This is a genomic window from Sphingopyxis sp. J-6, from assembly GCF_046603995.1.
Lineage (GTDB): Bacteria > Pseudomonadota > Alphaproteobacteria > Sphingomonadales > Sphingomonadaceae > Sphingopyxis.
Genome location: NZ_CP145810.1, coordinates 398452 through 423712, shown reverse-complemented (window position 1 = coordinate 423712; position 25261 = coordinate 398452). Strand labels below are relative to the sequence as shown.

Annotated in this window: 23 protein-coding genes; 7 read left to right on the top strand and 16 right to left on the bottom strand. The window is 66.1% G+C overall.

The window, feature by feature from the left end; all coding sequences use genetic code 11:
• Positions 1-8: 8 nt before the first annotated feature.
• From V6U71_RS02240 to V6U71_RS02225, 4 genes are all read right to left on the bottom strand, one after another.
• Positions 9-956 carry an acetyl-CoA carboxylase carboxyltransferase subunit alpha gene (locus V6U71_RS02240; RefSeq protein WP_054724572.1) on the bottom strand — a complete coding sequence of 316 codons (948 nt, stop codon included), beginning with the start codon at positions 954-956 and terminating at the stop codon, positions 9-11.
• 9 nt (positions 957-965) lie between these two features.
• Complete coding sequence (locus V6U71_RS02235; RefSeq protein WP_411340798.1) at positions 966-1889, bottom strand: tyrosine recombinase; 924 nt, start codon at positions 1887-1889, stop codon at positions 966-968.
• A 131-nt stretch (positions 1890-2020) separates the two neighbouring features.
• Complete coding sequence (locus tag V6U71_RS02230) at positions 2021-3838, bottom strand: hypothetical protein (RefSeq protein ID WP_411340797.1); 1818 nt, start codon at positions 3836-3838, stop codon at positions 2021-2023.
• Complete coding sequence (locus V6U71_RS02225) at positions 3835-4083, bottom strand: hypothetical protein (RefSeq protein WP_149037687.1); 249 nt, start codon at positions 4081-4083, stop codon at positions 3835-3837. The genes V6U71_RS02230 and V6U71_RS02225 overlap by 4 nt, the downstream gene beginning before the upstream one ends.
• Here V6U71_RS02225 and V6U71_RS02220 point away from each other — a divergent pair.
• Both V6U71_RS02220 and aroB read left to right on the top strand, forming a co-directional pair.
• Entirely contained in the window at positions 4082-4657 is a 576-nt protein-coding gene (locus V6U71_RS02220; protein WP_411340796.1) for a shikimate kinase, read from the top strand. The genes V6U71_RS02225 and V6U71_RS02220 overlap by 2 nt on opposite strands.
• Complete coding sequence (gene aroB / locus V6U71_RS02215) at positions 4645-5748, top strand: 3-dehydroquinate synthase (RefSeq protein WP_411340795.1); 1104 nt, start codon at positions 4645-4647, stop codon at positions 5746-5748. Before V6U71_RS02220 ends, aroB begins: the two co-directional genes overlap by 13 nt.
• A gap of 189 nt (positions 5749-5937) precedes the next feature.
• Here the strand turns inward: aroB and V6U71_RS02210 are convergent, their stop codons facing one another.
• The 4 genes from V6U71_RS02210 to radA are packed head-to-tail and all read right to left on the bottom strand — an operon-like array spanning position 5938 to position 10169.
• Positions 5938-7809 carry a cation:proton antiporter gene (locus V6U71_RS02210; protein ID WP_411342296.1) on the bottom strand — a complete coding sequence of 624 codons (1872 nt, stop codon included), beginning with the start codon at positions 7807-7809 and terminating at the stop codon, positions 5938-5940.
• 2 nt (positions 7810-7811) lie between these two features.
• A complete protein-coding gene (locus V6U71_RS02205) occupies positions 7812-8240 on the bottom strand; it encodes an iron-sulfur cluster assembly scaffold protein (protein ID WP_411340794.1) in 429 nt (142 codons plus the stop codon).
• Entirely contained in the window at positions 8237-8797 is a 561-nt protein-coding gene (locus V6U71_RS02200) for a CvpA family protein (RefSeq protein WP_411340793.1), read from the bottom strand. Before V6U71_RS02200 ends, V6U71_RS02205 begins: the two co-directional genes overlap by 4 nt.
• A gap of 10 nt (positions 8798-8807) precedes the next feature.
• Complete coding sequence (gene radA / locus V6U71_RS02195) at positions 8808-10169, bottom strand: DNA repair protein RadA (protein WP_411340792.1); 1362 nt, start codon at positions 10167-10169, stop codon at positions 8808-8810.
• Positions 10170-10378: 209 nt separating this feature from the next.
• Between radA and fsa the strand changes: the two genes are divergently transcribed.
• The 4 genes from fsa (at position 10379) to acs (ending at position 15733) form a co-directional block, all read left to right on the top strand.
• Entirely contained in the window at positions 10379-11029 is a 651-nt protein-coding gene (fsa, locus tag V6U71_RS02190) for a fructose-6-phosphate aldolase (protein ID WP_411340791.1), read from the top strand.
• A 175-nt stretch (positions 11030-11204) separates the two neighbouring features.
• Complete coding sequence (locus tag V6U71_RS02185) at positions 11205-11999, top strand: enoyl-CoA hydratase-related protein (RefSeq protein WP_411340790.1); 795 nt, start codon at positions 11205-11207, stop codon at positions 11997-11999.
• A gap of 120 nt (positions 12000-12119) precedes the next feature.
• Positions 12120-13613, top strand: a complete 1494-nt coding sequence (locus V6U71_RS02180) for an acetyl-CoA acetyltransferase (RefSeq protein ID WP_411340789.1) — start codon at positions 12120-12122, stop codon at positions 13611-13613.
• Positions 13614-13768: 155 nt separating this feature from the next.
• Positions 13769-15733 carry an acetate--CoA ligase gene (acs, locus tag V6U71_RS02175; protein ID WP_411340788.1) on the top strand — a complete coding sequence of 655 codons (1965 nt, stop codon included), beginning with the start codon at positions 13769-13771 and terminating at the stop codon, positions 15731-15733.
• Positions 15734-15811: 78 nt separating this feature from the next.
• Here the strand turns inward: acs and V6U71_RS02170 are convergent, their stop codons facing one another.
• The 7 genes from V6U71_RS02170 to V6U71_RS02140 form a co-directional block, all read right to left on the bottom strand.
• The gene (locus V6U71_RS02170) at positions 15812-16543 is read right to left on the bottom strand and encodes a peptidase (protein ID WP_411340787.1); all 732 of its coding nucleotides are present in this window, start codon (positions 16541-16543) and stop codon (positions 15812-15814) included.
• Positions 16544-16588: 45 nt separating this feature from the next.
• Positions 16589-17392, bottom strand: coding sequence for a transglutaminase family protein (locus V6U71_RS02165; RefSeq protein WP_411340786.1), 804 nt, complete (start codon positions 17390-17392; stop codon positions 16589-16591).
• 14 nt (positions 17393-17406) lie between these two features.
• On the bottom strand, positions 17407-18348 hold the full coding sequence (locus V6U71_RS02160) for an alpha-E domain-containing protein (protein WP_411340785.1): 942 nt from the start codon (positions 18346-18348) through the stop codon (positions 17407-17409).
• On the bottom strand, positions 18348-19787 hold the full coding sequence (locus tag V6U71_RS02155) for a circularly permuted type 2 ATP-grasp protein (protein WP_411340784.1): 1440 nt from the start codon (positions 19785-19787) through the stop codon (positions 18348-18350). The genes V6U71_RS02160 and V6U71_RS02155 overlap by 1 nt, the downstream gene beginning before the upstream one ends.
• A 205-nt stretch (positions 19788-19992) precedes the next feature.
• Positions 19993-22728: a preprotein translocase subunit SecA gene (gene secA / locus V6U71_RS02150; RefSeq protein WP_411340783.1), complete on the bottom strand. Its 2736-nt coding sequence runs from the start codon at positions 22726-22728 to the stop codon at positions 19993-19995.
• Positions 22729-22843: 115 nt separating this feature from the next.
• Positions 22844-23104 carry a hypothetical protein gene (locus V6U71_RS02145; RefSeq protein ID WP_234716060.1) on the bottom strand — a complete coding sequence of 87 codons (261 nt, stop codon included), beginning with the start codon at positions 23102-23104 and terminating at the stop codon, positions 22844-22846.
• 104 nt (positions 23105-23208) lie between these two features.
• Positions 23209-23865 carry an energy transducer TonB gene (locus tag V6U71_RS02140; RefSeq protein WP_411340782.1) on the bottom strand — a complete coding sequence of 219 codons (657 nt, stop codon included), beginning with the start codon at positions 23863-23865 and terminating at the stop codon, positions 23209-23211.
• Positions 23866-24029: 164 nt separating this feature from the next.
• Here V6U71_RS02140 and V6U71_RS02135 point away from each other — a divergent pair, with 164 nt between their 5' ends.
• The gene (locus V6U71_RS02135; RefSeq protein WP_411340781.1) at positions 24030-24833 is read left to right on the top strand and encodes an SDR family oxidoreductase; all 804 of its coding nucleotides are present in this window, start codon (positions 24030-24032) and stop codon (positions 24831-24833) included.
• 179 nt (positions 24834-25012) lie between these two features.
• Here the strand turns inward: V6U71_RS02135 and V6U71_RS02130 are convergent, their stop codons facing one another.
• Positions 25013-25234 carry a hypothetical protein gene (locus V6U71_RS02130; protein WP_411340780.1) on the bottom strand — a complete coding sequence of 74 codons (222 nt, stop codon included), beginning with the start codon at positions 25232-25234 and terminating at the stop codon, positions 25013-25015.
• Positions 25235-25261: the final 27 nt, after the last annotated feature.

Below are 25261 nucleotides of genomic sequence, written 5' to 3'. Positions count from 1 at the left end.
CGGAACGGTCAGGCGCGGCCCATCGCGAGGAATTTTTCCTCGCGTGCGGCCAGCAATGTGTCGCGCGGCAGGCCGGCGAGCGCATCGAGTTCCTGCGCGATGGCATCACCCAGCGACGCGATCGCGACCTCGGGGGCGCGGTGTGCGCCGCCCACCGGTTCGGGAACGATGCGGTCGATGACCCTGAGCGCCAGCAGATCCTCGGCCGACATCTTCATCGCCGCCGCAGCATCGGCCGCCTTGTCCGACGTCCGCCACAGGATCGATGCGCAGCCTTCGGGCGAAATCACCGAATAGACAGCATGTTCGAACATCAGCACGCGATTGGCCGCCGCAAGCGCAATCGCGCCGCCCGAGCCACCCTCGCCGACCACTGCGGCGATCATCGGAACGCCGAGCGCGAGGCATTGTTCGGTCGAACGGGCGATCGCTTCGGCCTGACCGCGCTCCTCGGCCTGGATGCCCGGAAAGGCACCCGACGTATCGACCAGCGTCACCACCGGCAGCCCGAAGCGGTCGGCGAGCTGCATCAGGCGGATCGCCTTGCGATAGCCTTCGGGCTTCGCCATCCCGAAATTATGCTTCATGCGCGAGGGGATATCGTCGCCCTTTTCGTGCCCGATCACCATCACGCGGCGGCCGCGAAAGCGCGCGAGCCCGCCGAGGATCGCCTGATCGTCGCCGAAATTGCGGTCGCCGGCGAGCGGCATCCAATCGTCGAACAGCCCCGCGACATAATGTTTGAAATGCGGCCGGTCGGGATGACGCGCCACCTGCGTCTTTTGCCAGGGGGTCAGCTTCGCATAGATTTCGCGCAGCAATTTCGAGGACTTGGCCTCCAGCCGCGCGACGTCACCATCGATGTCGAGCGTCGGGTCGTCGCCCATCTCGCGCAGTTCGGCAATCTGGCGATCGAGCGCCGCGACCTGTTTTTCGAAGTCCAGAAAGGCTGTCATGCGCCGTCGCTAGGACGAAGGCGCCGCAACGTCAACGCCCGCCGCCGCGACATCCATCCGCGCCAGGGGATGCCGCCGGTTGACCAGTTCGACGAGACGGCGGCTGTCGACATGGGTGTAAATCTCGGTCGTCGCGATATCGGCGTGGCCGAGCATCAATTGCAGTGCGCGCAAATCGGCGCCGCCTTCCAGCAGGTGGGTGGCAAAGGCATGGCGCAGCACATGCGGACTGATCGCCGCCGGATCGATCCCGGCGCGGCCCGCGAGTTCGCGCAGCATCTGGAACAACCGCACGCGCGACAGATGCGCCTTGCCCGACGGGAAGAGCCACGGCGACCCGTCGGCGAGCAGCGGCAGCCAGCGGCCCAGCGCGTCGCGGGCGCGTTCGGACAGCGGTACCAACCGCTCCTTGTCGCCCTTGCCGCGGACGATCAGATATTCGCGCGTCCCCGCAACCGCGCGGCGCGGCAGGGTGACGAGTTCGCTCGCGCGCAGGCCCGAGCCATAAAGAAGCTCGATCAGCAGCAGCATGCGTACTGCGGCCGCAGGCGGCGTTTCGCCCGCCGCCTCCTCGCCCGCCTGCGCGAACAGCCGTTCGACGTCGTCGTGCGTCACGATGCGCGGCAGCGGCCGCCGCGTCGCCGGGCGCGCGATGTCGAGCGCCGGATTGTCGGCGCGTTCGCCTTCGTCGAGCAAAAAGGCGAAGAACTGGCGTAGCGCCGACAGCTTGCGCGCCGCGCTGCTTGCGGCAAGCGACTGATAATCCGCCATCAATTTTCTGAGCGCCGCCGTATCGGCGTCCGCAAGACTGCCCTTGGCAAGCTGGGCAGCCTGTTCCAGATCGCGGCGATAGGCAGCCAGCGTGTTGCGCGACGCCCCGCGCTCAGCCGCCATCATCTCGAGAAAGCGCTCGATAAGAGCCCCGTCAGACATTGCAAAGGCCCGGCACCGGCCCGCGCCCCCACCGCCCGAGGCGACGCGTGGCGCCGAGGGCCTCCCAACGACATGTTACGCTGTTTGGGAGGCCGGGTGGGGGCGCGGGCCGTTGCCGCACTTTGATAGACTCAGACACGCACCAGCGCTTCGGCGGCGATCATCCGCGCTTCGGAGCCGAGCCCGACTTCGCGCAAGGACCGGACGATATAATAGAGGTGATAGGGCGGCACCTTCGACCAGTCGCCCTGCATCCCCGCCGCGGCGAGCAGCGCGACCATGCCGGGTTCGCGCCGTTCGGCCGCCGCCATGATCGCGCGCGACCAGCGCGTCTGCTTGCCGAGATCGACGTCGAGATCGCTTGCCGCCGAGGCGGCGGCGCTGGCGTCGATACGGCCGAGCCCCGCGAGACCGGCGAGCAGGAATTTCGAACGCAGCGATCCGGCACTGTCGTCGTCGCCGGCGAAATTGCCGATCGCGCTCGCGTTGGTGCCGTTCAGCGGCCGCGGTGAACCCACCGCGAGCAAGCCCCACGTCCGGCTGCCGACCGATATGGAGGGCACCCAGTCGATCGCATTGCGATCATATCCGCCGGCGAACATCGACCCCACGAGCTGCCACGGATCATCGCCGACCTCGGTGCTCACCGGCAGCGCCGCGGCGGCGCGCGCCGTCGCGATCATCGCGGCGTAGCGGCCGGGCGTGTTCGCATCGGCGCCCCACAATCCCTGCATCGCGGTATAACGTTCGACGCCGCTCGCCGCGCCGAAGGCGTTACGCAGCGCGTCGGTTTGCGCCGTGAGCGCTTCGGCGGGCTCTTCCTGACCCGCCGCGGCGCTGAGCAGCGAGACATAGGCCTCGCTCGACAGCACCCCGCGCGCCGCAGCATCGGGCGCCGCCGCGATGCGCTGCGTCATGTCGGTCATCGGGGCCAGCACCGTCCAGCCACGCATATAATATGGTTCCGAGGCGCGCAGCGGCTCGGGAATCGGAACCGCAGTCGCGGTCGCCATGCCGAAACGCCAGCTCGTCAGGCGGTCGACCTTGTCCCATTCGATCGTCGTCGAGCGACGTCCCGCGCCGGTCGCGCCGAGCACGCGTTCGGCGAGCAGGATGTCGAAATTGGAAATCTTGCCGCTCGACCGCACGCGCCCGATCGCCCATCCGGCAGGTCCCGCTTCGCCCGACAGGCCGGCGCAGATCGCGGCGGCGAGGCGCCACGCCTGTTCGTCGCCATGCGCCAGTCCCGCGGGGACATAGGCGCACATGCCCGCCGGATCGGCGTTGGCGAGGAAGGTCTGCTGCGCGACCGAAACGAGGCGCGGGCTGGCGCGGTCGTAATCGACCGACTGCACGATCCAGCGCGCGGCGATCGATTCGCCCATGCGCAAGAGCAGCGCCGCGCGTTCGGCGGCAAGGTCGGCGCCGTTGATCGTGTCGGGCGTGTCGATCGCCGACACGAGCGACCGCCGCAGCAATATCTGTCCCCAGCGCGACGCAAGCTCGCCGCGGGTGCCCCGCATGATCGCGGCGGCATATTGGCCGCGAACGCCGAAGGCATCGGGCCCGAGCCCGCCGGTTTCGGGGGTCAGCGGCCCGATGCGGGTCAGCAGGCGGCGCGCGCCCGGCGGCAAGTCGTATTTCAGCGTCCCGGGCGCGACCTCCTCGCCCTCCTCGCCTTCTTCCGCATCGCCGGTGTCGCTCGCAGCGCTGCTCCCGAGCGTCGCGGTGACCGGCGGCGGGGGCGGCGACCCGGCCTTCGGAGTCGCGGTCGGTGCGGGCGTCGCGGTGGGCGACGGCGTCGGCGACGGGCGCGGCGCCGGGGTCTCGGCAGGATTGCCGAAGCCTTCGGGCAACAGCGATTCCTGTGCGAGCGCGGGCAAGACCAGCACGGCAGCGATGGCGGCACCCGACAGGCCCAGCGTCAGCGATAGGATCGACTTCTTCATCGCGTCCCGCTTTCGGCAATCTTGTCGGTCACGTCCACCTCAATCGTCCTTGGCTCGATCGGCCGGCCCAGAAACAGCAGGAACAGCCAGAAGGCGACGAGCAGCAGGGCCAGCACGATCGATCGTGCAATCCAGCGGCCTTTTCCCGATCTGCCCTTCGCGCGCAATATCCAATGCCCACCATTCGTCGTACCGGCGAAAACCATTGTTCCGCGCGGCTTCGGCGGTATAGCCGCGCGCACCATGTCGCGAAACCCGAAAAGCCCGGCCGCCACTCGTTCGCAGGCCATCCCTGCGTCGATCCGCGAGCGCTCGATCGTGCTCGTCGGGTTGATGGGGTCCGGGAAATCGACGATCGGCCGCCGCCTCGCACAAAAGCTCGGCATGCGCTTTGCCGACGCGGACGACGAGATTGAGCTTGCGGCGGGCATGACGATTTCGGATATTTTCGCGCGCTTCGGCGAAGCGCATTTTCGCGATGGCGAACGGCGGGTGATCCAGCGGCTGCTGACCGGCAAGCCGCTGGTGCTGGCGACCGGCGGCGGTGCCTTCATCAACGACGACACGCGCGCTCTGATCCTCGAAAGCAGCCTGTGCATCTGGCTCGACGCCGATATCCCGACGCTCGTCGACCGCGTCGCGCGGCGCAGCCACCGCCCGCTGCTCAAGGACCGTGATCCGGGCGAGGTGCTCCGCGAACTCGCCGCGGTCCGCAATCCTATCTACGCCGAGGCGCATGTGCGCGTCAGTTCGGCGAGCACGCCGCACGAACATACGGTGCGAGCGATCATGGAGGCCATCGCCCAATGCAAGAGTTGACCGTCGAGCTTGGCAAGCGCAGCTATCCAATCCTGATCGGCGACGGGCTGCTCGCCGACATCGGCCGCCATGTCGCCCCGCTCCTCAAGCGTCCGCGGACGATGATCGTCACCGACCGCCATGTCGCGGAGCATTATCTGACCAGGGTCGGCACGTCGCTGGCGATGGAGAATATCTCCTTCTCCTCTTTCGTGCTCGATCCGGGCGAAGCGACCAAGAGCTGGGCGGGGCTCGCGCGCCTCACCGAATGGCTGATCGGCGAAGGCGTCGAGCGCAGCGATCATGTCATCGCGCTGGGCGGCGGCGTGATCGGCGATCTCGTCGGCTTCGCGTGCAGCATCGTCAAGCGCGGCTGCAACTTCATCCAGGTCCCGACCACTTTGTTGGCGCAGGTCGACAGCAGCGTCGGCGGCAAGACCGCGATCAACGTTCCCGCCGGCAAGAATCTGATCGGCGCCTTCCATCAGCCGGCGCTCGTCGTGATCGATCCGACGACGCTTGCAACCTTGCCGCGCCGCGAACTCGGCGCCGGCTATGCCGAGGTCGTCAAATATGGACTGATCGACGACGCGGCCTTCTTCGGCTGGTGCGAGGAACATGGCGCCGCCCTGCTCGCCGGCGACAGCGCCGCGCGCGCGCATGCGATCGCGCACAGCGTCGCGGCCAAGGCGCGTATCGTTGCGGCCGACGAGCGCGAAACGCAGGATATCCGTGCGCTGCTCAACCTCGGCCACAGCTTCGGCCACGCGCTCGAGGCCGAGACCGGCTATTCCGACCGCCTGCTCCACGGCGAAGCGGTCGCCGCGGGCATGGTGCTCGCGCATCAATTCTCCGCCGCGAACGGCCTTTGCCCGCCCGAAGATGCGGAGCGCGTGCGCGACCATCTGGCCAGCGTCGACCTGCCGCACAGCCTCGCCAGCGCCGGAATCAACACCGGCGGCCGTGCGCTCGCCGACCATATGGCGCATGACAAAAAGGTTCGCGGCGGCAAACTGCCGCTGATCCTGACCCGCGGCACCGGACAGAGTTTCGTCACCGAAGACTACGGGCTCGACGCGGTGGCAGCGTTCCTTGACGGCGAGGCCGCCTGAGCCGCCTGAGCCGCGTTGTTGGCGCGGGTGTCTGCTTTGGGGTACGGGGAGCGGACGCTGCTTCATCCATTCTCGTCATCCCGGACTTGATCCGGGATCCACTGCAGCGTTGAAGTCATGGACCCCGGATCAAGTCCGGGGTGACGATGAACGGGAACGGCGACTATCGGTCGCGTCCGGGCATTCCGATCAAGCGGCCTCGCCCGCTCCTTCATCGCGCACCTTTTTCGCCGCCTGCCGCCGCTGGCGCAGCGCTTCGAGGACGCTCGTCGCCTCGCGGCCGCCTCCCGGCTTGAACCGGTGATCCATGCCCGCCGACAGGTCGCCGTCGACCATCTGCGCGTCGAACCGCGTCTGGTCGAGATGGCGGAGCGCGGTTTCGACATCCTCCATCTCGCGCGGATCGACGTCGAGTTCGCGGAGCGCGAGGAGTCCCAGTGCAATCGAGCTTTCAAACACCTCGCGCACGGCGCCCGCCGTGCCCGCGCCGTCGATCGCCATCAATTGGCGGCGGTCGAACACCCGCGTCAGCACTCTCGCCTGCGGAAAGGCGTCGACCACGGGTTTCAGCGCCGCCGCGTCGACCGACGCATCGTCGATGCAGAAGATGATCAGCCGGGCTTCGTCCGCCCCCGCGCGGCGGAGCAGGTCGACGCGCAGCCCGTCGCCGAAATAGACCTTGGTGTCGAAGCGGCTCGACAGTTCGATCTGGCTCGGCTTCTTGTCGATCAGCGTCACCGAGCAGGCGACGCCATTGAGCATCTGCGCGACGATCTGCCCGAACCGCCCGTAACCGATGACGATCGCCGACCCGCGCGGCGCCTCGTCGGGTCCCTCGGGCATCTCCCCATCGCGGTCGGGCGAGAATTCGAGGTTGCGCGCAAACAGCATCAGGAAAGGCGTCGTGACCATCGACAGCGTTACCACCGCGCTGAACAGGCTCGCCGCCGCCGGTTCGATCAGCAACGCGTCGGCCGCCTGGGTAAACAGCAGGAAACCAAATTCACCGCCCTGGCTCAGCAACAGGCCAAGCCCGAGCGCGGTCTTCCAGCTCTTGCCGAACAGCCGCACGATGACGGTGAGCACGCTGACCTTGACCGCCACGAGGCCCAGCGCGAGCCCGACGACGAGCAACGGCCGCGCCATCACCGCGTCGATATCGAGCACCATGCCGACCGCGAGGAAAAACAGGCCGAGCAGGATCAGGCGGAACGGCTCGACGTCCGATTCGATTTCGTGCCGGTACGGCGAATCGGCGAGCATCACCCCGGCGACGAACGCCCCGAGCGCGGTCGACAGGTGGAGGCTGTGCATCAGCGCCGCGCTGGCGAGGATCGCGAGCAGCCCGACGACGACGAACAGTTCGCGCTCGCCGTACCTTCCGACGACGCGGAGCAGCGGATTGAGGACGAAACGTCCCGCAAGCACCAGCCCGGCAATCGCCAGCACCGTATAGAGCGCCATCATCCCGCCCGGCGGCGCCGAGGGATCGGCGGGCGCCCGCGACAGCGCGGCGACAATGGTGATCATCGGCACGATCGCCAGATCCTGGAACAGCAGGATCGAGAAGGCCTTTTCGCCAAAGGGCGAATTGATCCGCCCCGAACTTTTCAGGCTGGGGAGCACCTGCGCGGTCGACGACAGCGCCAGCGGCAGGCCGAGCGCCAGCGCCGCCTGCCAACTGAAACCGAGGGTGAGGAAGATCAGCCCCGTGAGAATCAGCCCGGTCGCCACGACCTGCACCAGCCCGAGCCCGAAAATCGCGCGCCGCAGCTCCCACAGGCGCCGCGGATGCAGCTCCAGCCCGACGAGGAACAGCAGGAAGGCGATGCCGAGTTCGGCGAAGGCGAGCTTCGATTCGCCCCCGCCGACGAGGCCCAGCCCGTGCGGCCCGACAAGCGCGCCGGCGATCAGATAGCCGAGCACCGCGCCGAGCCCGAGGCGGCGAAAGATCAGCACGAACAGCGTCGCGACGCCGAGCAGGATCGCGCCTTCGACCAGCGCCGCGTCGGTTGCATTCTCCGCAGCAACCTCGGTCGCGGCCGCGGCGAGCGCCAGCATCGTCACGCCCGCGCCGCCTGTTCCTCGAGCGCCGCAATCGCGGCGTCGAACGGCAACAGGATCGCGCCGTGGCGCGCCGGATAATCGCGCGCCGGGGCGAGCAGGTCGAAGCCCGGCCAGTCGGGCAACGCGCCGGTGCCGGCGAACCAGCCCGCGATGGCGTCGCGCGCGGCGCGAATCTCGGCGATGCCGCATCCCGGCGCATGCCGCGCGAGCAATGTTGCCGACGCCTGCCCCAGCGCGCAGGCCTCGACATGCATGCCGACCCCGGTCACGCGTCCATCGTCGCCGGTGTCGAGATCGAGGAGGATCCGGCTACCGCAGAGCGGCGCGCGGGCGCTGGCATGGTGGCGCGCCGCGGGATTGGGCAGATATTCGGCGGTCGCGACCGCCAGCGCCAATATGTCGCGATTGTAAAGCGGCGCGCTCATCGCTTTGCCGCTTCGGCCGCGTCCTGTTTTGCCGCCGCCGCGCTGTCCTCGCGCGCCGCGGCGCGGCGTTCGGCGATCACCTTGCTCATCGCGGCGCTCGTCGCGTTGAGCGCCGGATAGGTGCGGCTTTCGGCCATCCACGCGGGCCGCTGTGCATTGCCGTAGCCGATGTCGTAAAGCAGGGTCACCACCATGAAGAGCAGCGTCGCAACGAGCAGCCCCTTCACCGCCCCGAAACCCGCGCCAAGCCCGCGGTCGAAGCCGCCGACGAGCGAAGCGCGGCTGCGCTGCCCCATCGCGCGCGATCCCCATTTGGCGAGTGCGAAGACACCGCCGAACAGCACCACGAAAGCGAGCATCGCCGCGCCGCCGGGCGCCTCGATCCAGCCCGACAGCAAATCGGTGGCCAGCGGGTGGAAGAAGCGCACCGCCAGAATCGCCAGCACCCAGGCCAGGAGCGTCGTCACCTCCTGTACCAGCCCGCGCATGAAACCGAGCACCGCGCCGCCGCCGACCAGCGTCAGCACGAGGATATCCAGAGCCGTCAGACTTCCCATGCGCCGGTCGCTAGTCGCGCCCGAGCATCAGGTCAACGAGTTCGCCGAGGCGGCCGAAACCGGTGACCGAGATTCCACCCACGCCTTTCATGCCTTTCGGCCCCCAGCCGCGCGAAAAGCCGAGCTTCGCGGCCTCGCGCAGCCGCAGCCCGTCGTGCGCGACCTGCCGCACCTCGCCCGACAGCGACAATTCGCCGAACACGATCGCATCGGCAGGCACCGGCTGCTCGCTGAACGCCGAAATGAGGGCGGCCGCAACCGCAAGGTCGGCAGCGGGATCGGTCAACCGGTAACCGCCCGCGATGTTGAGATAGACTTCGGCGGCGCCCATCTGCAGGCCGCAGCGCGCCTCCAGCACCGCGAGCACCATCGCCAGCCGCCCGCTGTCCCAACCCACCACGGCGCGCCGCGGCGTCGCGCCGCTCGCCAGCCGTACCGTCAGCGCCTGCACCTCGACGAGCACCGGACGCGTCCCTTCGAGCGCCGGAAAGACCACCGACCCCGGCACGTCGCGGCTGCGGTCGGTCAGGAACAGGCTGGACGGGTTGCTGACCTCGCCCAGTCCCTCCTCGCCCATCGCGAACACCCCGATCTCGTCGGTACCGCCGAAGCGGTTCTTGATCGCGCGCAGAATGCGATACTGGTGGCTGCGCTCGCCCTCGAACGCCAGCACCGTGTCGACCATATGTTCGAGGACGCGCGGGCCGGCAATCGTCCCGTCCTTGGTAACATGACCGACGAGCACGATCGCCGCGCCGCCGTCCTTGGCATAGCGGATCAGTTCCTGCGCGCTCGCCCGGACCTGACTCACCGTCCCCGGTGCGCTGTCGATCAGGTCGCTGTGCATCGTCTGGATCGAGTCGATCACGACGAAATCGGCGGTGCGGCTGTCGAGCGTCGCGAGGATGTCGCGCACCGAGGTCGCGCTCGCCAGCGCGACCGGCGCATCGCCGAGCCCCAGCCGCTGCGCGCGCAGCCGCACCTGTGCCGCCGCTTCCTCGCCGCTGATATAGACCACCGACTTGCCCGCCTTCGCGAGCCGCCCCGCCGCCTGCAGGAGCAGTGTCGACTTACCGATACCCGGGTCGCCGCCGATCAGCGTCGCCGACCCCGCGACGAACCCGCCACCCAGCGCCCGGTCGAACTCGGCGATCCCGCACAGCATCCGTTCGGGCATGACACTCTGGGCATCGAGCGTTTCGAGCGCGAGCGTCCGCCCGCCGCGGCTCAGGTCATGCTTCGCCGAAAAGGCCGTCTCGCCGGCCTCCTCGACCAGCGTGTTCCACTCGTTGCAATCGGCGCACTGCCCCTGCCACCGGTAGGAAACCGATCCGCAATTCTGGCAGACATATTGACGCTTCGCTTTGGCCATGACGATCGCTTAGCGGGAACAAAAATGGAACGCTAGCCATTTCCCGTTCCCGTCATTGCGAGGAGCCGCAGGTGACGAAGCAATCTCCAGCCATCGGCCTTATGCGAGACCGATGGCTGGAGATTGCTTCGCTCCGCTCGCAATGACGGACAAAGGGCTTTAGGGGATCACCAGACCCGAATCACCTTCCCAAAAGGATCGCCCGCGCCATGAAATTCTTCGCCGACACCGCCGAAATCGCCGACATCAAGGAACTCGCCGCGACGGGCCTGCTCGACGGGGTGACCACCAACCCGTCGCTGATCGCCAAGTCGGGCCGCGATTTCAAGGAAGTGACGAAGGAAATCTGCGCGCTGACCACTGGCCCGGTGTCGGCCGAAGTCGTCGCGCTCGACCATGAAACGATGATGAAGGAGGCCGAAATCCTCCGCAAGATCGCCGAAAATGTCTGCATCAAGGTGCCGCTGACGATCGACGGTTTGAAGACCTGCAAGGCGCTGACCAGCGACGGCACGATGGTCAATGTGACGCTCTGCTTCTCGGCGGCGCAGGCGCTTCTCGCGGCGAAGGCCGGCGCGACCTTCGTCTCGCCCTTTGTGGGCCGCCACGACGACAATGGCTTCGACGGCATGCAGCTCATTGCCGATATCCGGCTGATCTACGACAATTATGCCTATGACACCGAAATCCTCGTCGCGAGCGTGCGCCACGGCATCCATGTGCTCGAAGCCGCCAAGATCGGCGCCGACGTGATGACCGCGCCGCCGTCGGTGATCAAGGGGCTGTTCAAGCATATCCTGACCGAAAAGGGCATCGAGGGCTTCCTCGCCGACTGGGCGAAGACCGGCCAGTCGATCTGAGTGCCCCAACCATCATTTCGTCACCCCGGCGAAGGCCGGGGTCTCGCCGGTGCGTTAAACTGTGACGGCGAGATTCCGGCCTTCGCCGGAATGACGATGGTTGGAAAAGCTGTGGTTAGCAGTTGACGTAAACGTCAACCAACCGCGATACTCGCCCGAATGGGAGAGATTCGCGATGACCGACACCACCATCCTCACGACACGCCGCGGCCATGTGCTGATCGTGACGATCAACCGGCCCGAGGCGCGCAATGCGGTCAACGCCGCAGTCCATGTCGGCATCGGCACCGCGCTCGAAGAGGCAGAAAACGACGCCGAAATTCGCGCCGTCGTGATCACCGGCGCCGGCGACAAAAGCTTCTGCGCGGGTGCCGACCTTGTCGCGCTGTCGCGCGGCGAGAGCCTCCAGCCCGCCGACAAGGCGCAGCAGGAGTGGGGGTTCGCGGGCATGGTCGCGCACCCGATCTCGAAGCCGATCATCGCCGCGGTCAACGGCTTCGCCTTCGGCGGCGGCTGCGAGATCGCACTGATGAGCGACATCATCGTCGCCGCCGACCATGCGCAATTCGGCCTGCCCGAGGTCAAGGTCGGGCTGTTCGCCGCCGCGGGCGGCGCCTTCCGCCTCGCGCAGCAACTGCCGCGCAAGCTGGCGATGGAATATATGCTCACCGGCGACCCGATCCCTGCCGCGCGCGCCGCCGAGTTCGGGCTGGTCAACCATGTCGTGCCGCTCGCCGACCTCATGCCGACCGCAATCGCGCTCGCGGAAAAGATTGCGGCCAATGCGCCGCTGTCGGTGCAGGTATCGAAGCGCGTCGCGCTCGGCATCCAGGACGGCCGCATCGCTGCCGATGCACCCTATTGGGAACATAACACCCGCGAGCGCGCGGCCCTGATGCGCAGCGAGGACGCCCGCGAAGGCCCGCTTGCCTTCGCCCAGAAGCGCAAGCCCGAGTGGAAGGCGCGCTGACATGATGACCGCCGACACCCTCCAATTTCCGTTCGCATCGAGCGAAGTCGAGATGCCCCTCGGCTTGGCGCTTGCCTTCCGGGTATCTCGACTTCGCTCGACACGAACGGAGATTTTTGAATGACCGATCCCGAGCGCATTCCCGTCATCATCGGCGTCGGGCAGGTCAACGACCGCCCCGACGATCCCGACCAGGGACTCGATTCGCTCGGATTGATGGTCGCGGCGCTCGAAGTCGCCGCCGCCGATGCCGGCGTGCCGCTTGCCGAAATCGACAGCCTCGCGATCGTCGACCAGATCAGCTTCCACCATCTCGGCAAGCTCTGCGAACCGCTCGCCGCCGCGATCGGCTCCAACCCCGCGATCAATTACCAGTCCGCCGCGCCGCACGGCGACACGCCGGTGCGGCTGCTCAACGAGGCCGCGAACCGGATCGGCGCCGGCGAAGTGAAACTCGCCGCGATCGTCGGGGCCGAGGCGCTGCGCACCGCCGCCGGCCGCGCCGCCAAAGCGGCAAAGGGCGAGGACAAAAGCTATAATGCGGTGCGTCAGGTCGCGACGCGGCGCGAGCCCAATTATGCCCAGAAACACGGGCTGTCGGCGCCGGTCGACGTCTATCCGCTCTACGAAAATGCAACGCGCGCCGCATGGGGCGAAAGTCTCGCGGAGGCGCAGTTCGAAAGCGCCGAAATCTGGTCGCGCTTCTCCGAAGTCGCCGCCGCGAACGACGGCGCGTGGATTCGCAAGCCCGCGACCCCCGCCGATATCCTCGACATAAACGAACGCAACCGGCCGATCGCCTTCCCTTATTCGAAGCTGATGGTCGCCAATTCGTCGGTCAATCAGGGTGGGGGCTTCATCGTCGCCAGCCTCGCCGAGGCACGCCGCCGCGGTATCGCCGAAGAGCGGCTGATCTACGTCGGCATGGGCGCCGCCGCGAAGGAGCCCGCCAGCATCCTTCGCCGCGACCGCTACGACGGCAGCGTCAGCATGGAAACCTCGATCAGCCGGACGCTCGCGCTCAACGGCATGACCGCCGAAGATTTCGACTGCGTCGAACTCTATAGCTGCTTCCCCTGCGTGCCGAAGATGGCGCGGCGCATCCTCGGCTGGCCGTGGGACCGCCCGGCGACGGTGTTCGGCGGCCTGACCTTCGGCGGCGGCCCGATCGCCAATTATATGAGCCACGCGATCGTCTCGATGACCCAAAGGCTGCGGAAGGAAGGCCGCTACGGCTTCCTCTTCGCCAACGGCGGCTTCGCGACCGACAATCATTGCATCGTGCTGGGGAACCAGCCGATCGCGAAGGCAAGCTTTCCGCAGGACTTCGACTATCAGGACGAAGCCGAAGCGAAGCGCGGTCCGGTGCCCGAACTGACCGAGGATTATGCCGGCGCCGCGACGATCGAAAGCTACACCGTCTTTTACGGCCGCGACGGCAATCCGAAAGCCGGCGTCGTCGTCGCGCGCACGCCCGAAGATAAACGCACCCTCGCGCATGTCGACGTGAGCGACGCCGCGATGCTCGCTTTCCTGACCGACGGCAAGAGCGAGCCGGTCGGCACCGAAGGGCGGATCGTCGCGCTGGACGAGGGCTTCGGCTGGCGGGCCTGACGACGCCGGTCGGGACGGCGCCAACACGCCGCGTCTCATCTTTGGGTCAGTTCATTCGCTCGATCTGCCGGCGTTGACGTTGGCGTAGCCTTGCAGTTTGCGGCGCCGGAGCTATCGCAGCGGGCGAACCAGAGAACCGACTGGGAGAGTCGTCCGTGTCCGAATTGCCCCCTTCCGAACCCTTTGTTCCCGTTCCGGCCGATGCCGCGGCCGATACGCATTGCAGCGCAGCGGATTATGAGCGGCTCTATACGCAGAGCATCGAAGACCCCGACAGCTTCTGGGCCGAACAGGCGAAGCGGATCGACTGGACCCGCGCGCCGACGAAAATCGCCAATTGGTCGTACGACCCGGTCGCGATCAAATGGTATGAGGATGGCGTCCTCAACCTCTGCCACAACGCGCTCGACCGTCATGTCGCCGCGGGTCATGGTGACCGCACCGCGATCATCTTCGAACCCGATGCCCCCGACGGCGAGACGCGGACGATCAGCTATGCCGCGCTGCTCGCCGACGTCATCCGGATGGCGAACACGCTGAAGAAGCTGGGCGTCCAAAAGGGCGACCGCGTCACCATCTATATGCCGATGATCCCCGAGGGCGCGGTCGCGATGCTCGCCTGCGCGCGCATCGGCGCGGTGCACAGCGTGATCTTCGGCGGCTTCTCGCCCGACGCGATCGCCGGACGGATCGAGGATTGCGCCAGCGACTGGGTGATCTGCGCCGACGAGGGGCTGCGCGGCGGCAAGATCGTGCCGCTGAAAGCCAATGTCGACAAGGCGCTCGACAAGGTCGGCGTGAAGGCGGTGCTCGTCATCGCCCACACCGGCGGCGACGTTGCGATGAAGGAAGGCCGCGACCATTGGTACGACGCGCTGTCGGCCGATGTCGGCAGCGAATGCCCCTGCGAGCCGATGGGCGCCGAGGACCCGCTGTTCATCCTCTACACCTCGGGTTCGACCGGCAAGCCGAAGGGCGTGCTTCACACCGTCGGCGGCTATTCGGTGTGGACCGCGTCGACCTTTTTCTTCGGCTTCGACTATCGCCCGGGCGAAATCTTCTGGTGCACCGCCGATATCGGCTGGGTCACCGGGCACAGCTATGTGGTTTACGGCCCCTTGCAGAACGGCGCGACGACCCTGATGTTCGAGGGGATTCCCAACTATCCCGACCACGACCGCTTCTGGCGCGTCGTCGACAAGCACAAGGTGAACATCCTCTATACCGCGCCCACCGCGATCCGCGCGCTGATGCGCGAGGGCGACGATTATGTCACCCGCCACGATCTCTCGTCGATCCGCCTGCTCGGCAGCGTCGGCGAGCCGATCAATCCCGAGGCATGGCGCTGGTATCACGAACTGGTCGGCAAGAACCGCGTCCCCGTCATCGACACCTGGTGGCAGACCGAAACCGGCGGCATCATGATCACCACCCTGCCCGGCGCGCACCCGATGCAGCCGGGCAGCGCGGGCAAGCCGTTCTTCGGCATCCGTCCGCAGCTCGTCGACGCCGAGGGCGGCGTGCTGGTGGACGAACAAACCGGTGGCGCGGCCGAGGGCAATCTCTGCATCACGCATAGCTGGCCGGGGCAGGCGCGGACGATCTACGGCGACCATCAGCGCTTCGCCGAAACCTATTTCTCGACCTACAAGGGCAAATATTTCACCGGCGACGGCTGCCGCCGCGATGCCGACGGTTACTGGCGGATCACCGGCCGCGTCGATGACGTCATCAACGTGTCGGGCCACCGCATGGGCACCGCCGAGGTCGAAAGCGCGCTCGTCCTTCACGACCTCGTCGCCGAGGCGGCGGTCGTCGGCTTCCCGCACGACATCAAGGGCCAGGGCATTTACGCCTATGTGACGCTCAACGCCGGGGTCGAGCCGACAGACGCGGTCGCCGCGGCGCTGAAGCAGCAGGTGCGCACCGAAATCGGCCCGATCGCGACGCCCGACCATATCCACCTGACGCCCGGCCTGCCCAAGACCCGCTCGGGCAAGATCATGCGCCGCATCCTGCGCAAGATCGCCGAGAATGACTTCGGATCGCTCGGCGATACCTCGACCCTCGCCGACCCGAGTTTGGTGGATGGGCTGATCGAAGGGCGGAAGAACAGATAGGACCGTCGCCCCAGCGAAAGCTGGGGCCGCTATCGTCGCGACAGATCGCCAGCGATCCCAGCTTTCGCTGGGATGACGTTAAAAATGAAAGTCCGGTAGTTCGGCCAGCGCGATCCCCAGCGCTTCGGCCCAGCCGTCGGCGACGCTTTCGAAATAGGGGTCGTTGCGCTCGAACCGCCGCTCGCGCACGGTGGTGAAATCGTCGCGTTCGTGGACCTTGAGGTCGATCGGCAGGTCGACGCCGGCATTCGCCCGGATCGTCGAATCGAACGAGACGCAGAGCAGCTTCACCGCATCCTCGAACGACATGGCGGGATCGTAGGAGCGCACGATGATCGGCCGCCCATATTTCGTCTCGCCGATCTGGAAGAAGGGATTATCCTCGCCCGCCTCGATGAAATTGCCCTCGGGATAGATCAGGAACAGGCGCGGGTCGGAGCCCTTGATCTGGCCGCCGACAATCAGCGAGGCGCGGAACAGCGATTCGGCGGCGGGTCCCTCGTCATTGTGGCGCATGACGACGCCGCGCAGCGTTTCGCCGATGATCGTCGCAATCTGGAACATCGACGGTGCTTCGAGGATCGAGGGATGCCGATCCGCCGGCGCCTTGGTGCGCTCGTCGAGCAGGCTGACGACCGCCTGTGTCGTCGCGAGATTGCCCGCCGACATCAACGTGATCACGCGCTCGCCGGGGACGTGCCAGCTGCGCATCTTGCGAACCTGCGAGATGTCGTCGACGCCCGCGTTGGTGCGGGTGTCCGACATGAACACCAGTCCCTTGTTCAAACGCATGCCAACGCAATAGGTCATCTTGTCCCGTTTTCCCCGCCCGGAAAGCCGTATCGTCCGGCCCGCTTATTGCTGGACCTGCAATTGGACAACCAGATTTTCCTGCGCGGCGCCATAGCGCATGCCGCGAACCGGGGCGGCATCGCGATAATCGAGCCCGGTCGCGACGCGGATATAGCGCTGGTCGGGCGAATGGCCGTTGCTGACGTCGAAGCCGATCCAGCCGATATGGTCGAAATGCGCCTCCGCCCAGGCATGCGTCGCATCCTGCTGCGTCCGGTCGTTCATCATCAGATAGCCCGAGACGTAACGCGCCGGATGCCCGAGGTGCCGCATCGCCGCGATGAAGATATGCGTATGGTCCTGGCAGACGCCGCCCTCGCCGCCGAGCGCCTGCTCGGCCGTCGTATCGGCATCGGTCAGCCCGGTGCGATAGGCGAGCCGGCCGAGGATCAGCGCCGACAGCGCGTGCGCGCGTTCGATGTCCGAAGCAAAGTCGCGCCCGATCGCCGCGGTCAGCGCGCGCACCCCGCGCCCCGCGCGGGTCAGCGGCGTCGGGCGCAGGAAGGTCCAGAGCGGCATCGCGCCGCGATGCGCGCCGATCACCCCGTCGAAGGTCACCAGTTCGACCTCGCCGCGACACCGAATCACCAGCTCGCGCGCACCGCCATTGACCGCGATCAGGTCCACGCCGTTGCCATGATGGTCGGTGTAATGAAGCTGGCGCTCGCCGCCCTCGATCTCGACCGTCCAGTCCCCGACCAGTTGCTGGCCGGGCCGCTCCTTCGGCGTCAGCCGGACCTGCTGCAGCGCATAATGGACCGGAGCGTCATATTGATAATGGGTGGTATGTTCGACGGCGAGGCGCATGGTCGGTCTCCGTCCTATTCCACGAACCGGTAATCATGTTCGATCTGCCGCGCGAGCGCGGCATTGGCGCGCAGGAAGGCCGTGACATATTCGTGCAGCCCGCCGTCGAAGATCGCCTGGATCGGGCTCGACAGCCGCTCGTTGCACAGCGCGCGCGCCATGCGCCCGGCCTCGGTCTCAGCGCCATAGCCGCGTTCGAGCTGCGCGAGGTTATCCTCCATCCGCTCGCAGCAGAAGGCGAGGCTGCGCGGCAACTGCCGATACAGGATGAGGAATTCGGCGATCTTCAGCGCGCTGATCTCGGCCCCGTACAGCCAGCGATAGGCGCGGTGCGCCGACACCGAACGCAGGATCGTTTCCCACTGCACATTGTCGATGGAACTGCCGATATGCGCGACCGAGGGCAGCAGGAGATAATATTTGACGTCGAGGATGCGCGCCGTGTTGTCGGCGCGTTCTAGGAAGGTGCCGAGCAGCGAGAAATTGAAGCCGTCGTTGCGCAGCATCGTGCCGTTCATTGCCCCGCGCACCTGTGCGCTCTGCTGGCGGATCGCCGTGAGCACGTCGGGCAGGTCGTCGTCGCGCACCGGGCGCTTCAAAAGCGCGGTCAGCGTCATCCAGTTGGTGTTGACCGCTTCCCACACCTCGCGCGTCAGCGCGGTGCGCGCGGTGCGCGCATTGTCGCGTGCCTGCTTGATGACCGACGCGATGCTCGACGGGTTGGCGGGATCGCGGAGCAGGAAATCGACGACCCGCGCCGAACTGTAATCGCCGTGCGTCGCGACAAAGGCGCGGTCGACCCCGGCGGTGACCAGCACCGACTTCCACTCGGCGGCGGCGGTCTGCGACCGGGTGAGCGCGATGCGGAAGCCCGCGTCGATCAGCCGGGCATTATTCTCGCTCCGCTCGAGATAGCGCGCCATCCAGAAGAGCGAGGCTGCGGTCTTGCCTAACATCAGTCTTCCAGCACCCACGTATCCTTGGTCCCGCCGCCCTGGCTCGAATTGACCACCAGCGATCCCCGCGTCATCGCGACGCGCGTCAACCCGCCGGGGGTGATCGTGATCCCCTGCGGCGACATCAGCACGAAGGGGCGCAGGTCGACGTGCCGCGGCGCGAGGCCCTTTTTGGTGAAAATCGGCACCGTCGACAGCGACAGGGTCGGCTGCGCGATATAATTGCCCGGATTGGCTTCCAGCTTGGCGCGAAAGGCGGCGAGTTCCTTCTTGCTCGCCGCCGGGCCGACGAGCATCCCGTAGCCGCCCGATCCATGGACTTCCTTGACCACCAATTCGGGAAGCCGGTCGAGCACCTCGCGCAGATGCTCGGGCTCGCTGCAGCGCCACGTCGGTACATTGGGGAGCAGCGCCTTCTCGCCCGTATAGAATTCGATGATGTCGGGCATATAGCTGTAGAGCGCCTTGTCGTCGGCGATCCCCGTGCCCGGCGCATTGGCGATCGTGATGCCGCCGTCGCGATAGACGTCCCAGATGCCGGGCACGCCGAGCATCGAGTCGGGACGGAAGTTCAGCGGATCGAGGAAATCGTCGTCAACCCGGCGATAGACGACGTCGATCGCCCGATAGCCCTGCGTCGTACGCATCGCGACGCGCCCGTCGATGACGCGCAGGTCGTGCCCCTCGACCAGTTCGGCGCCCATATGGTCGGCGAGGAAGCTATGCTCGTAATAGGCGCTGTTGTGGATGCCCGGCGTCAGCACCGCGACCGTCGGGGTGCCCCCGCATTTGGGCGGCGCGCAGGCGGAAAGCGATTTCAGCAGGTTGATCGGATAGTCGCCGACCTCACGCACCGCGACCTTCGCGAACAGCTCGGGAAACATCTGCAGCATCGTCTCGCGATTTTCGAGCATGTAGGAAACGCCCGACGGCGTGCGGGCATTGTCCTCCAGCACGTAAAATTCATTGGCGCCGGTGCGCACGATGTCGGTACCGCTGATGTGCGTATAGATGCCGCCCGGCGGATCCATACCCATCATCATCGGCAGAAAGGCGTCGTTGCGCGCGATAAGCTGGGTCGGCACCCGCCCGGCGCGCAATATTTCCTGCCGGTGGTAGATATCGTGAAGAAAGGCGTTGAGCGCCCGCACCCGCTGCTCGATGCCGCGCGACAGCCGCCGCCATTCGCTGGCCGAAATGATCCGCGGCACGACGTCGAAGGGGATCAGCCGCTCGTCGGCATCGGCGTCGCCATAGACGTTGAAGGTGATGCCGGTGGTGCGGAACAGCGCCTCGGCCTGCTGCGTCTTGTGCTGGATGCGCTGGCTGTCTTCGGCGTCGAACCACTCGCAATATTCGCGATAGGGCGACCGCGTTCCGCCCTCCTGGCCCGTCATCTCGTCGAAAAAGGAAATGCGCCAGCCCTTTCCACGCAACATGCCACCCACCGGATGCGCGCGACGTTTCCGCCGGGCGCGGCCCATAGTTCCTGCCTGCTGCGTCGCTTGTCTGGCTACGCGGCCGTCAAGCTTATGAAGGCGATGCTAATCGCGCCCGCGCGCCTTGGCAAGCGGGCTCGTGCAAGGGTGTGTTACCGTAACTTCAAGGGGTTGCCGCGCACCCCGGGGCGCGCGGCAGACTGCCTCAAATCACCCCGTGGCAATGCTTGTACTTGCGGCCCGAACCGCAGGGACACGGCGCATTGCGGCTGATCTCCATCTCGGCATAGGGGTTTTCCCCCTCGGGCAGGTCGGGGCGCGGAATCTGCATCGGCGGCAGCGTGTTGGCAATGACGCCCAGGTCGCCGCCGTCGATATCGGCGCTGTTGTCCTCGCCGGTGAACGGGTCGATGTGCGTGGTCAGGAAGTCGGGAAGCTCGGGCAGCGCCATCGGCTCAGGCTCTTCGTAACGCAGGTCCAGCCGCGCGATCGTCCGCGTCACATCCTCGCGGATGTTCGACAGCATGCGCTCGAACAGCGCGAACGCCTCCTGCTTATATTCGTTGATCGGCTGCTTCTGCGCATAGGCGCGGAGGAACACGACCTGACGCAGCGCGTCGAGCGTCGAGAGGTGCTCTTTCCAGTGATGGTCGAGCGTCTGGAGCAGCACCGATTTCTCGATCCCCTTCCATGTATCGACGTCGACCTGCGCCGCTTTCTCCGCAGCCACCGCGTCGGCCTGCGCCTGGATACGCTCCTCGAACATTTCGGGGTCGACCGCGTCTTCCTGCATCCAGTCGTCGATCGGCGGCGCGAGATCGAGGATGTTGAGCGTCCGCTCCTTCATCGCCTCGACGTCCCATTGCTCGGGATAGCTGCCCGGGGGACACGCGTCGGCGACGATCGCGTTGACCGTCTCGGCGCGCATCGCGGCCATCACCTCGTCGACGGTCTCGCTGTCGATGATATCGCCGCGCTGTTCATAGATGACCTTGCGCTGGTCGTTCATCACGTCATCATATTCGACGACCTGCTTGCGGATGTCGTAGTTGCGTGCTTCGACCTTCTTCTGCGCGGTCTCGATCGCCTTCGACAGCCACTTCGATCCGATCGCTTCGCCATCCTCCAGATTCTTGTTCATCATCTTGGAAAACAGCGTGTCGGGGCCGAAGATACGCAGCAAATCGTCGTCGAGGCAGAGGTAGAATTTGCTGAGGCCGGGGTCACCCTGACGCCCCGAACGGCCGCGGAGCTGGTTGTCGATACGCCGGCTTTCGTGGCGTTCGGTCGCCAGCACGAACAGCCCGCCGGCGGCCTTCACCGCCTCGCGCTCGGCGGCGACTTCGGCCTGGATACGGGCGATTGCGGCATCGCGTTCCGGACCTTCGGCAAGCTCCTTGAGCTCGTCGTCGATGCGGAACTCTTCGTTACCGCCCAGTTTGATGTCGGTGCCGCGGCCCGCCATGTTCGTCGCGATGGTGACGGCGCCGGTGCGGCCCGCCTGCGCGACGATATGCGCTTCGCTTTCGTGGAAGCGGGCGTTGAGGACGCTGTGCGGGACGCCTTCCTTTTCCAGATAGGACGACAGCAGTTCGGACTTTTCGATCGACACGGTACCGACAAGCACCGGCTGGCCGCGCTCGTTCGCTTCGCGGATCGTCTTGGCGATCGCCCCGAACTTGTCGGTGATATTCTTGTAGAACTCGTCCTCCTCGTCCTGCCGCGCGATCGGGCGGTTGGTCGGGATGGTGACGACGTTCATCTTGTAGATGTCGAAGAATTCGGCCGCCTCGGTCGCCGCGGTGCCGGTCATGCCGGAAAGCTTCGGGTACATGCGGAAATAATTCTGGAAGGTGATCGACGCGAGCGTCTGGTTCTCGGGCTCGATCTTCACCCCTTCCTTCGCCTCGACCGCCTGGTGCAGGCCGTCGGACCAGCGGCGGCCGTCCATCATGCGGCCGGTGAATTCGTCGATGATCACGACCTTGTCGTCCTTGACGATATAGTCGGTGTCGAGCTTGAACATGACGATCGCCTTCAGCGCCTGATTGACGTGATGGACGATCTGGGTGTTCTCGATGTCGTAGAGGTTGCTGCCCTGCAACAGCCCCGCCGTCTCGAGCAGCCGTTCGACATGTTCGGTGCCGTCTTCGGTCAGGTTGATCGACTTGGTCTTCTCGTCCTTCTCATAATCATCCTCGCCGAGCTGGTGCACCACCTCGTTGACGCGGATATAGAGTTCGGACTTGTCGTCGGTGGGACCCGAGATGATCAGCGGCGTGCGCGCCTCGTCGATCAGGATCGAATCGACCTCGTCGACGATGCCGAAATTGAACTCGCGGTGCACCATCTGCACCCGGTCGAACTTCATATTGTCGCGAAGATAGTCGAAGCCGAGTTCGTTGTTCGTCGCATAGGTGATATCGCTGTTATACGCCTCGCGCCGCTGGATCTCGTTGAGGTTGGGGACGATGACCCCGGTGGTCAGGCCAAGGAAGCCGTAAACCGCACTCATCCACTCGGCGTCGCGGCGGGCCAGATAGTCGTTGACCGTCACGACATGGACGCCCTTGCCTTCGAGCGCATTGAGATAGCAGGGCAGCGTCGCCATCAGCGTCTTGCCCTCACCCGTCGCCATTTCGGCGATCTCGCCGCGATGAAGGACGATGCCGCCGATCATCTGGACGTCGAAATGGCGCATGCCGAGCGTGCGCTTCGACGCCTCGCGCACCGTCGCAAAGGCTTCGGGAAGGATCTGGTCGAGCGTCTCGCCCGCCGCCAGCCGGTCGCGAAATTTCTGCGTCTGCGCCTGCAGGGCCGCATCGTCGAGGGCTTCGAGTTCGGGTTCGAACGCGTTGATCTTGTCGACGATCTTGCGCATCGAAGTGACGTAACGGTCGTTCGACGAGCCGAACAGGCTTTTGGCGAGGCCAGCAAACATGGCGGATTTCCTTGGAATATCGATAGATGGAGGGCAGCTTCGGGGCCGCTGGAGCTATGGCAAAATGGCGCCGCCAAGGGGCGCTGCGTTCGCGCGCGAACGCTATGATCCGCAGCTATTCGAGCGCGCGGTCGCTACCGGTGAGCAGGCCCGGCAAGTGCGGCGGCGCCGCCTTGCGAACCTTGCGGCCGCCGCCACCGCCGCTGGTGCGGCGGGTCGGGGTGGTTGTCGCAGGGCGGCGTTCATTGTCGCTGGTCTCGGCCTGTCCGGCCGTCTCGGCGAACATGATGAGCGACCCCATCGCCGCCGGAACGGCAGGCGCGGCTGCGGCCCGGTCGGCGGTCGCCAGGCCGGTCAGCAATGCCAATAGGGTCAACAATAACCGCAAGAATCGCCCCAGTTCGTTTCCGTAAGCGCCGCATAGTGCGCACAGGACCCTGAACATAGGGTGAAAGCCGGGAGACGTCTAGGGTCAGGATATTATTTCGGGACGTCTCCGCGCCGCCCGATGTCCTCGGTGACGACCTCGATCGTCATGCGATAGCGTCGCGACACCGGCTTGCCTTCGCTGTCGAGCGGCGGCGGGTAAGGAGCGGAAGCTTCGACTCCCTGGCACAGATCGACGGCTGCGCTCTGATCGCCCGCGGGCGCGACGAGGCCTTCGACGTGGCCCTCACAGCTCGCAACGCCTCCCTCAGCGTCCAGGACATATTGGAGCGTCATACGGCCCGGGTCGGAAAACGGCAGCGGGCCGGGCATCGCCGGCGCGCCCTCGGGAATGCTCCAGCGTATGCGGTTCGTATATGTACCCCCGACCGCCATGCCGGTCCGGTCCTTGCCCGGTTCGAAGAGCGCGCGCTCCATCACCAGATCGCATGTCGCGGCGTCAAGATCGGCGTGCCCGCTGCTCGAAACAATCTCGCATTTTCGTGGCAGGCCGCTGTTGTCGTACGTCAGGCGAAAGCCCGTCACACCCTCGCGTTCCTCGCGCATCGCTTGCGGCGGATAATCGTCATTCGTTACCCAGCCCCCCGGGTTGGTGGCCGGCGCGCCCGGCTCGGAAAGATCGGCAGACGGTGGCGATGCTGCCCCGCCCTGGGGCGCACCAAACGCAAGCATCATCGTCATGAGCAGCATTGCCGCCTCCCTTTTTCGCCCCCAAGCGGCAAGTTTCGTCCGCTATCCCGGCGTCTTAGCCATCCCGATTTCACCTTGCAAAGCCGCAACTTGCGAATTGCCGCTTGACCTTTGCGCGGCCTTCACATCTTCTTGCAACTGACAACGGTGTAAGGAGAGGGCGGATGGCACGAAAGGCGATTTTCATCACCGGCGGCGGGTCGGGGATCGGCCGCGCGACCGCGCGCCACTTCGCTGCCAAAGGCTGGTTCGTCGGCATCGCCGATGTCAATGCGCAAGGGATCGACGAAACCGCGGCGCTGCTGCCCGAAGGCGCATCGTCGCGCCACGTCATGGACGTGCGCGACCGCGACCAGTGGCGGGCGGCGCTCGATGCCTTTGCCGGCGCCAGCGGCGGCCGCCTCGACGTCCTGTTCAACAACGCCGGCATCGGATCGGGCGGCCAGTATATCGACATGGCGCCGGAAGAAGCCGACCGGCTGATCGCGATCAACTTCGGCGGCGTCGTTAACGGCATTTACATGGCGCTGCCGCTGCTCCGCGCGACGCCGGGCTCAACGATCCTCAACACCGGCTCGGCGTCGGGTTTCTATGGCGTCGCCGGACTCGCGATCTATTCGGCAACCAAGTTCGCGGTGCGCGGCCTCACCGAAGCGCTCGAGATCGAATTCGCCAAGCACGACATCAAGGTGCGCTCGCTGATGCCGGGCTTTATCGACACGCCCTTGCTCGACCAGGTCAGCGCCGACAGCAACGAACCGGCCCGCAACCGCCTGTCGGCGAGCGGCTTCGAGATCGTGCCGGTCGAACGCGTCGCCGAGGCGGCGTGGGCGGCGGTGCATGGCGACCGGGTGCACGTCACCGTCGGCAAGATGGCAAAGCGGCTGGCGCGCATCGCACGCTGGTTCCCCGGCCTGATCGTGCGGCAATCGAAGAAGATCGACGGACTGGGCACAGCGGCGCATTGAGCGTTCCAACCGGGCCGAAACGTCGGCTTTGGGGTGGAGAGCCGTCGCTTGTTAAGTCGTCATCCCGGGCTTGACCCGGGACCCGCCTTCCTTCTTCCAACGCCGGATCAAAAAAAGGCAGGCCCCGGGTCAAGCCCGGGGTGACGGATATAATTTACGCCGGCGTCGCCTTCCGACCGTTAGCTGCCAGTTCGAAGCCAAGGCGTCGTGGCAGCGATCTCAGCCATCGCAGCGCCTTCCGTTTCGAACACCCCAGATTGATACCCACTCGACCAATAGGACCCAGCGATCTCGTCGAACGTTTCAAAAATCTCTTCATACGCGAAGAAGCCGTCGATGCGTTTATAAACGCAGACTTCCCTCTTGCCGTCTGGACTGATTATTCGGCGAACGAGGTTCATATGACCCTATTCGCATTTGAATAGGAT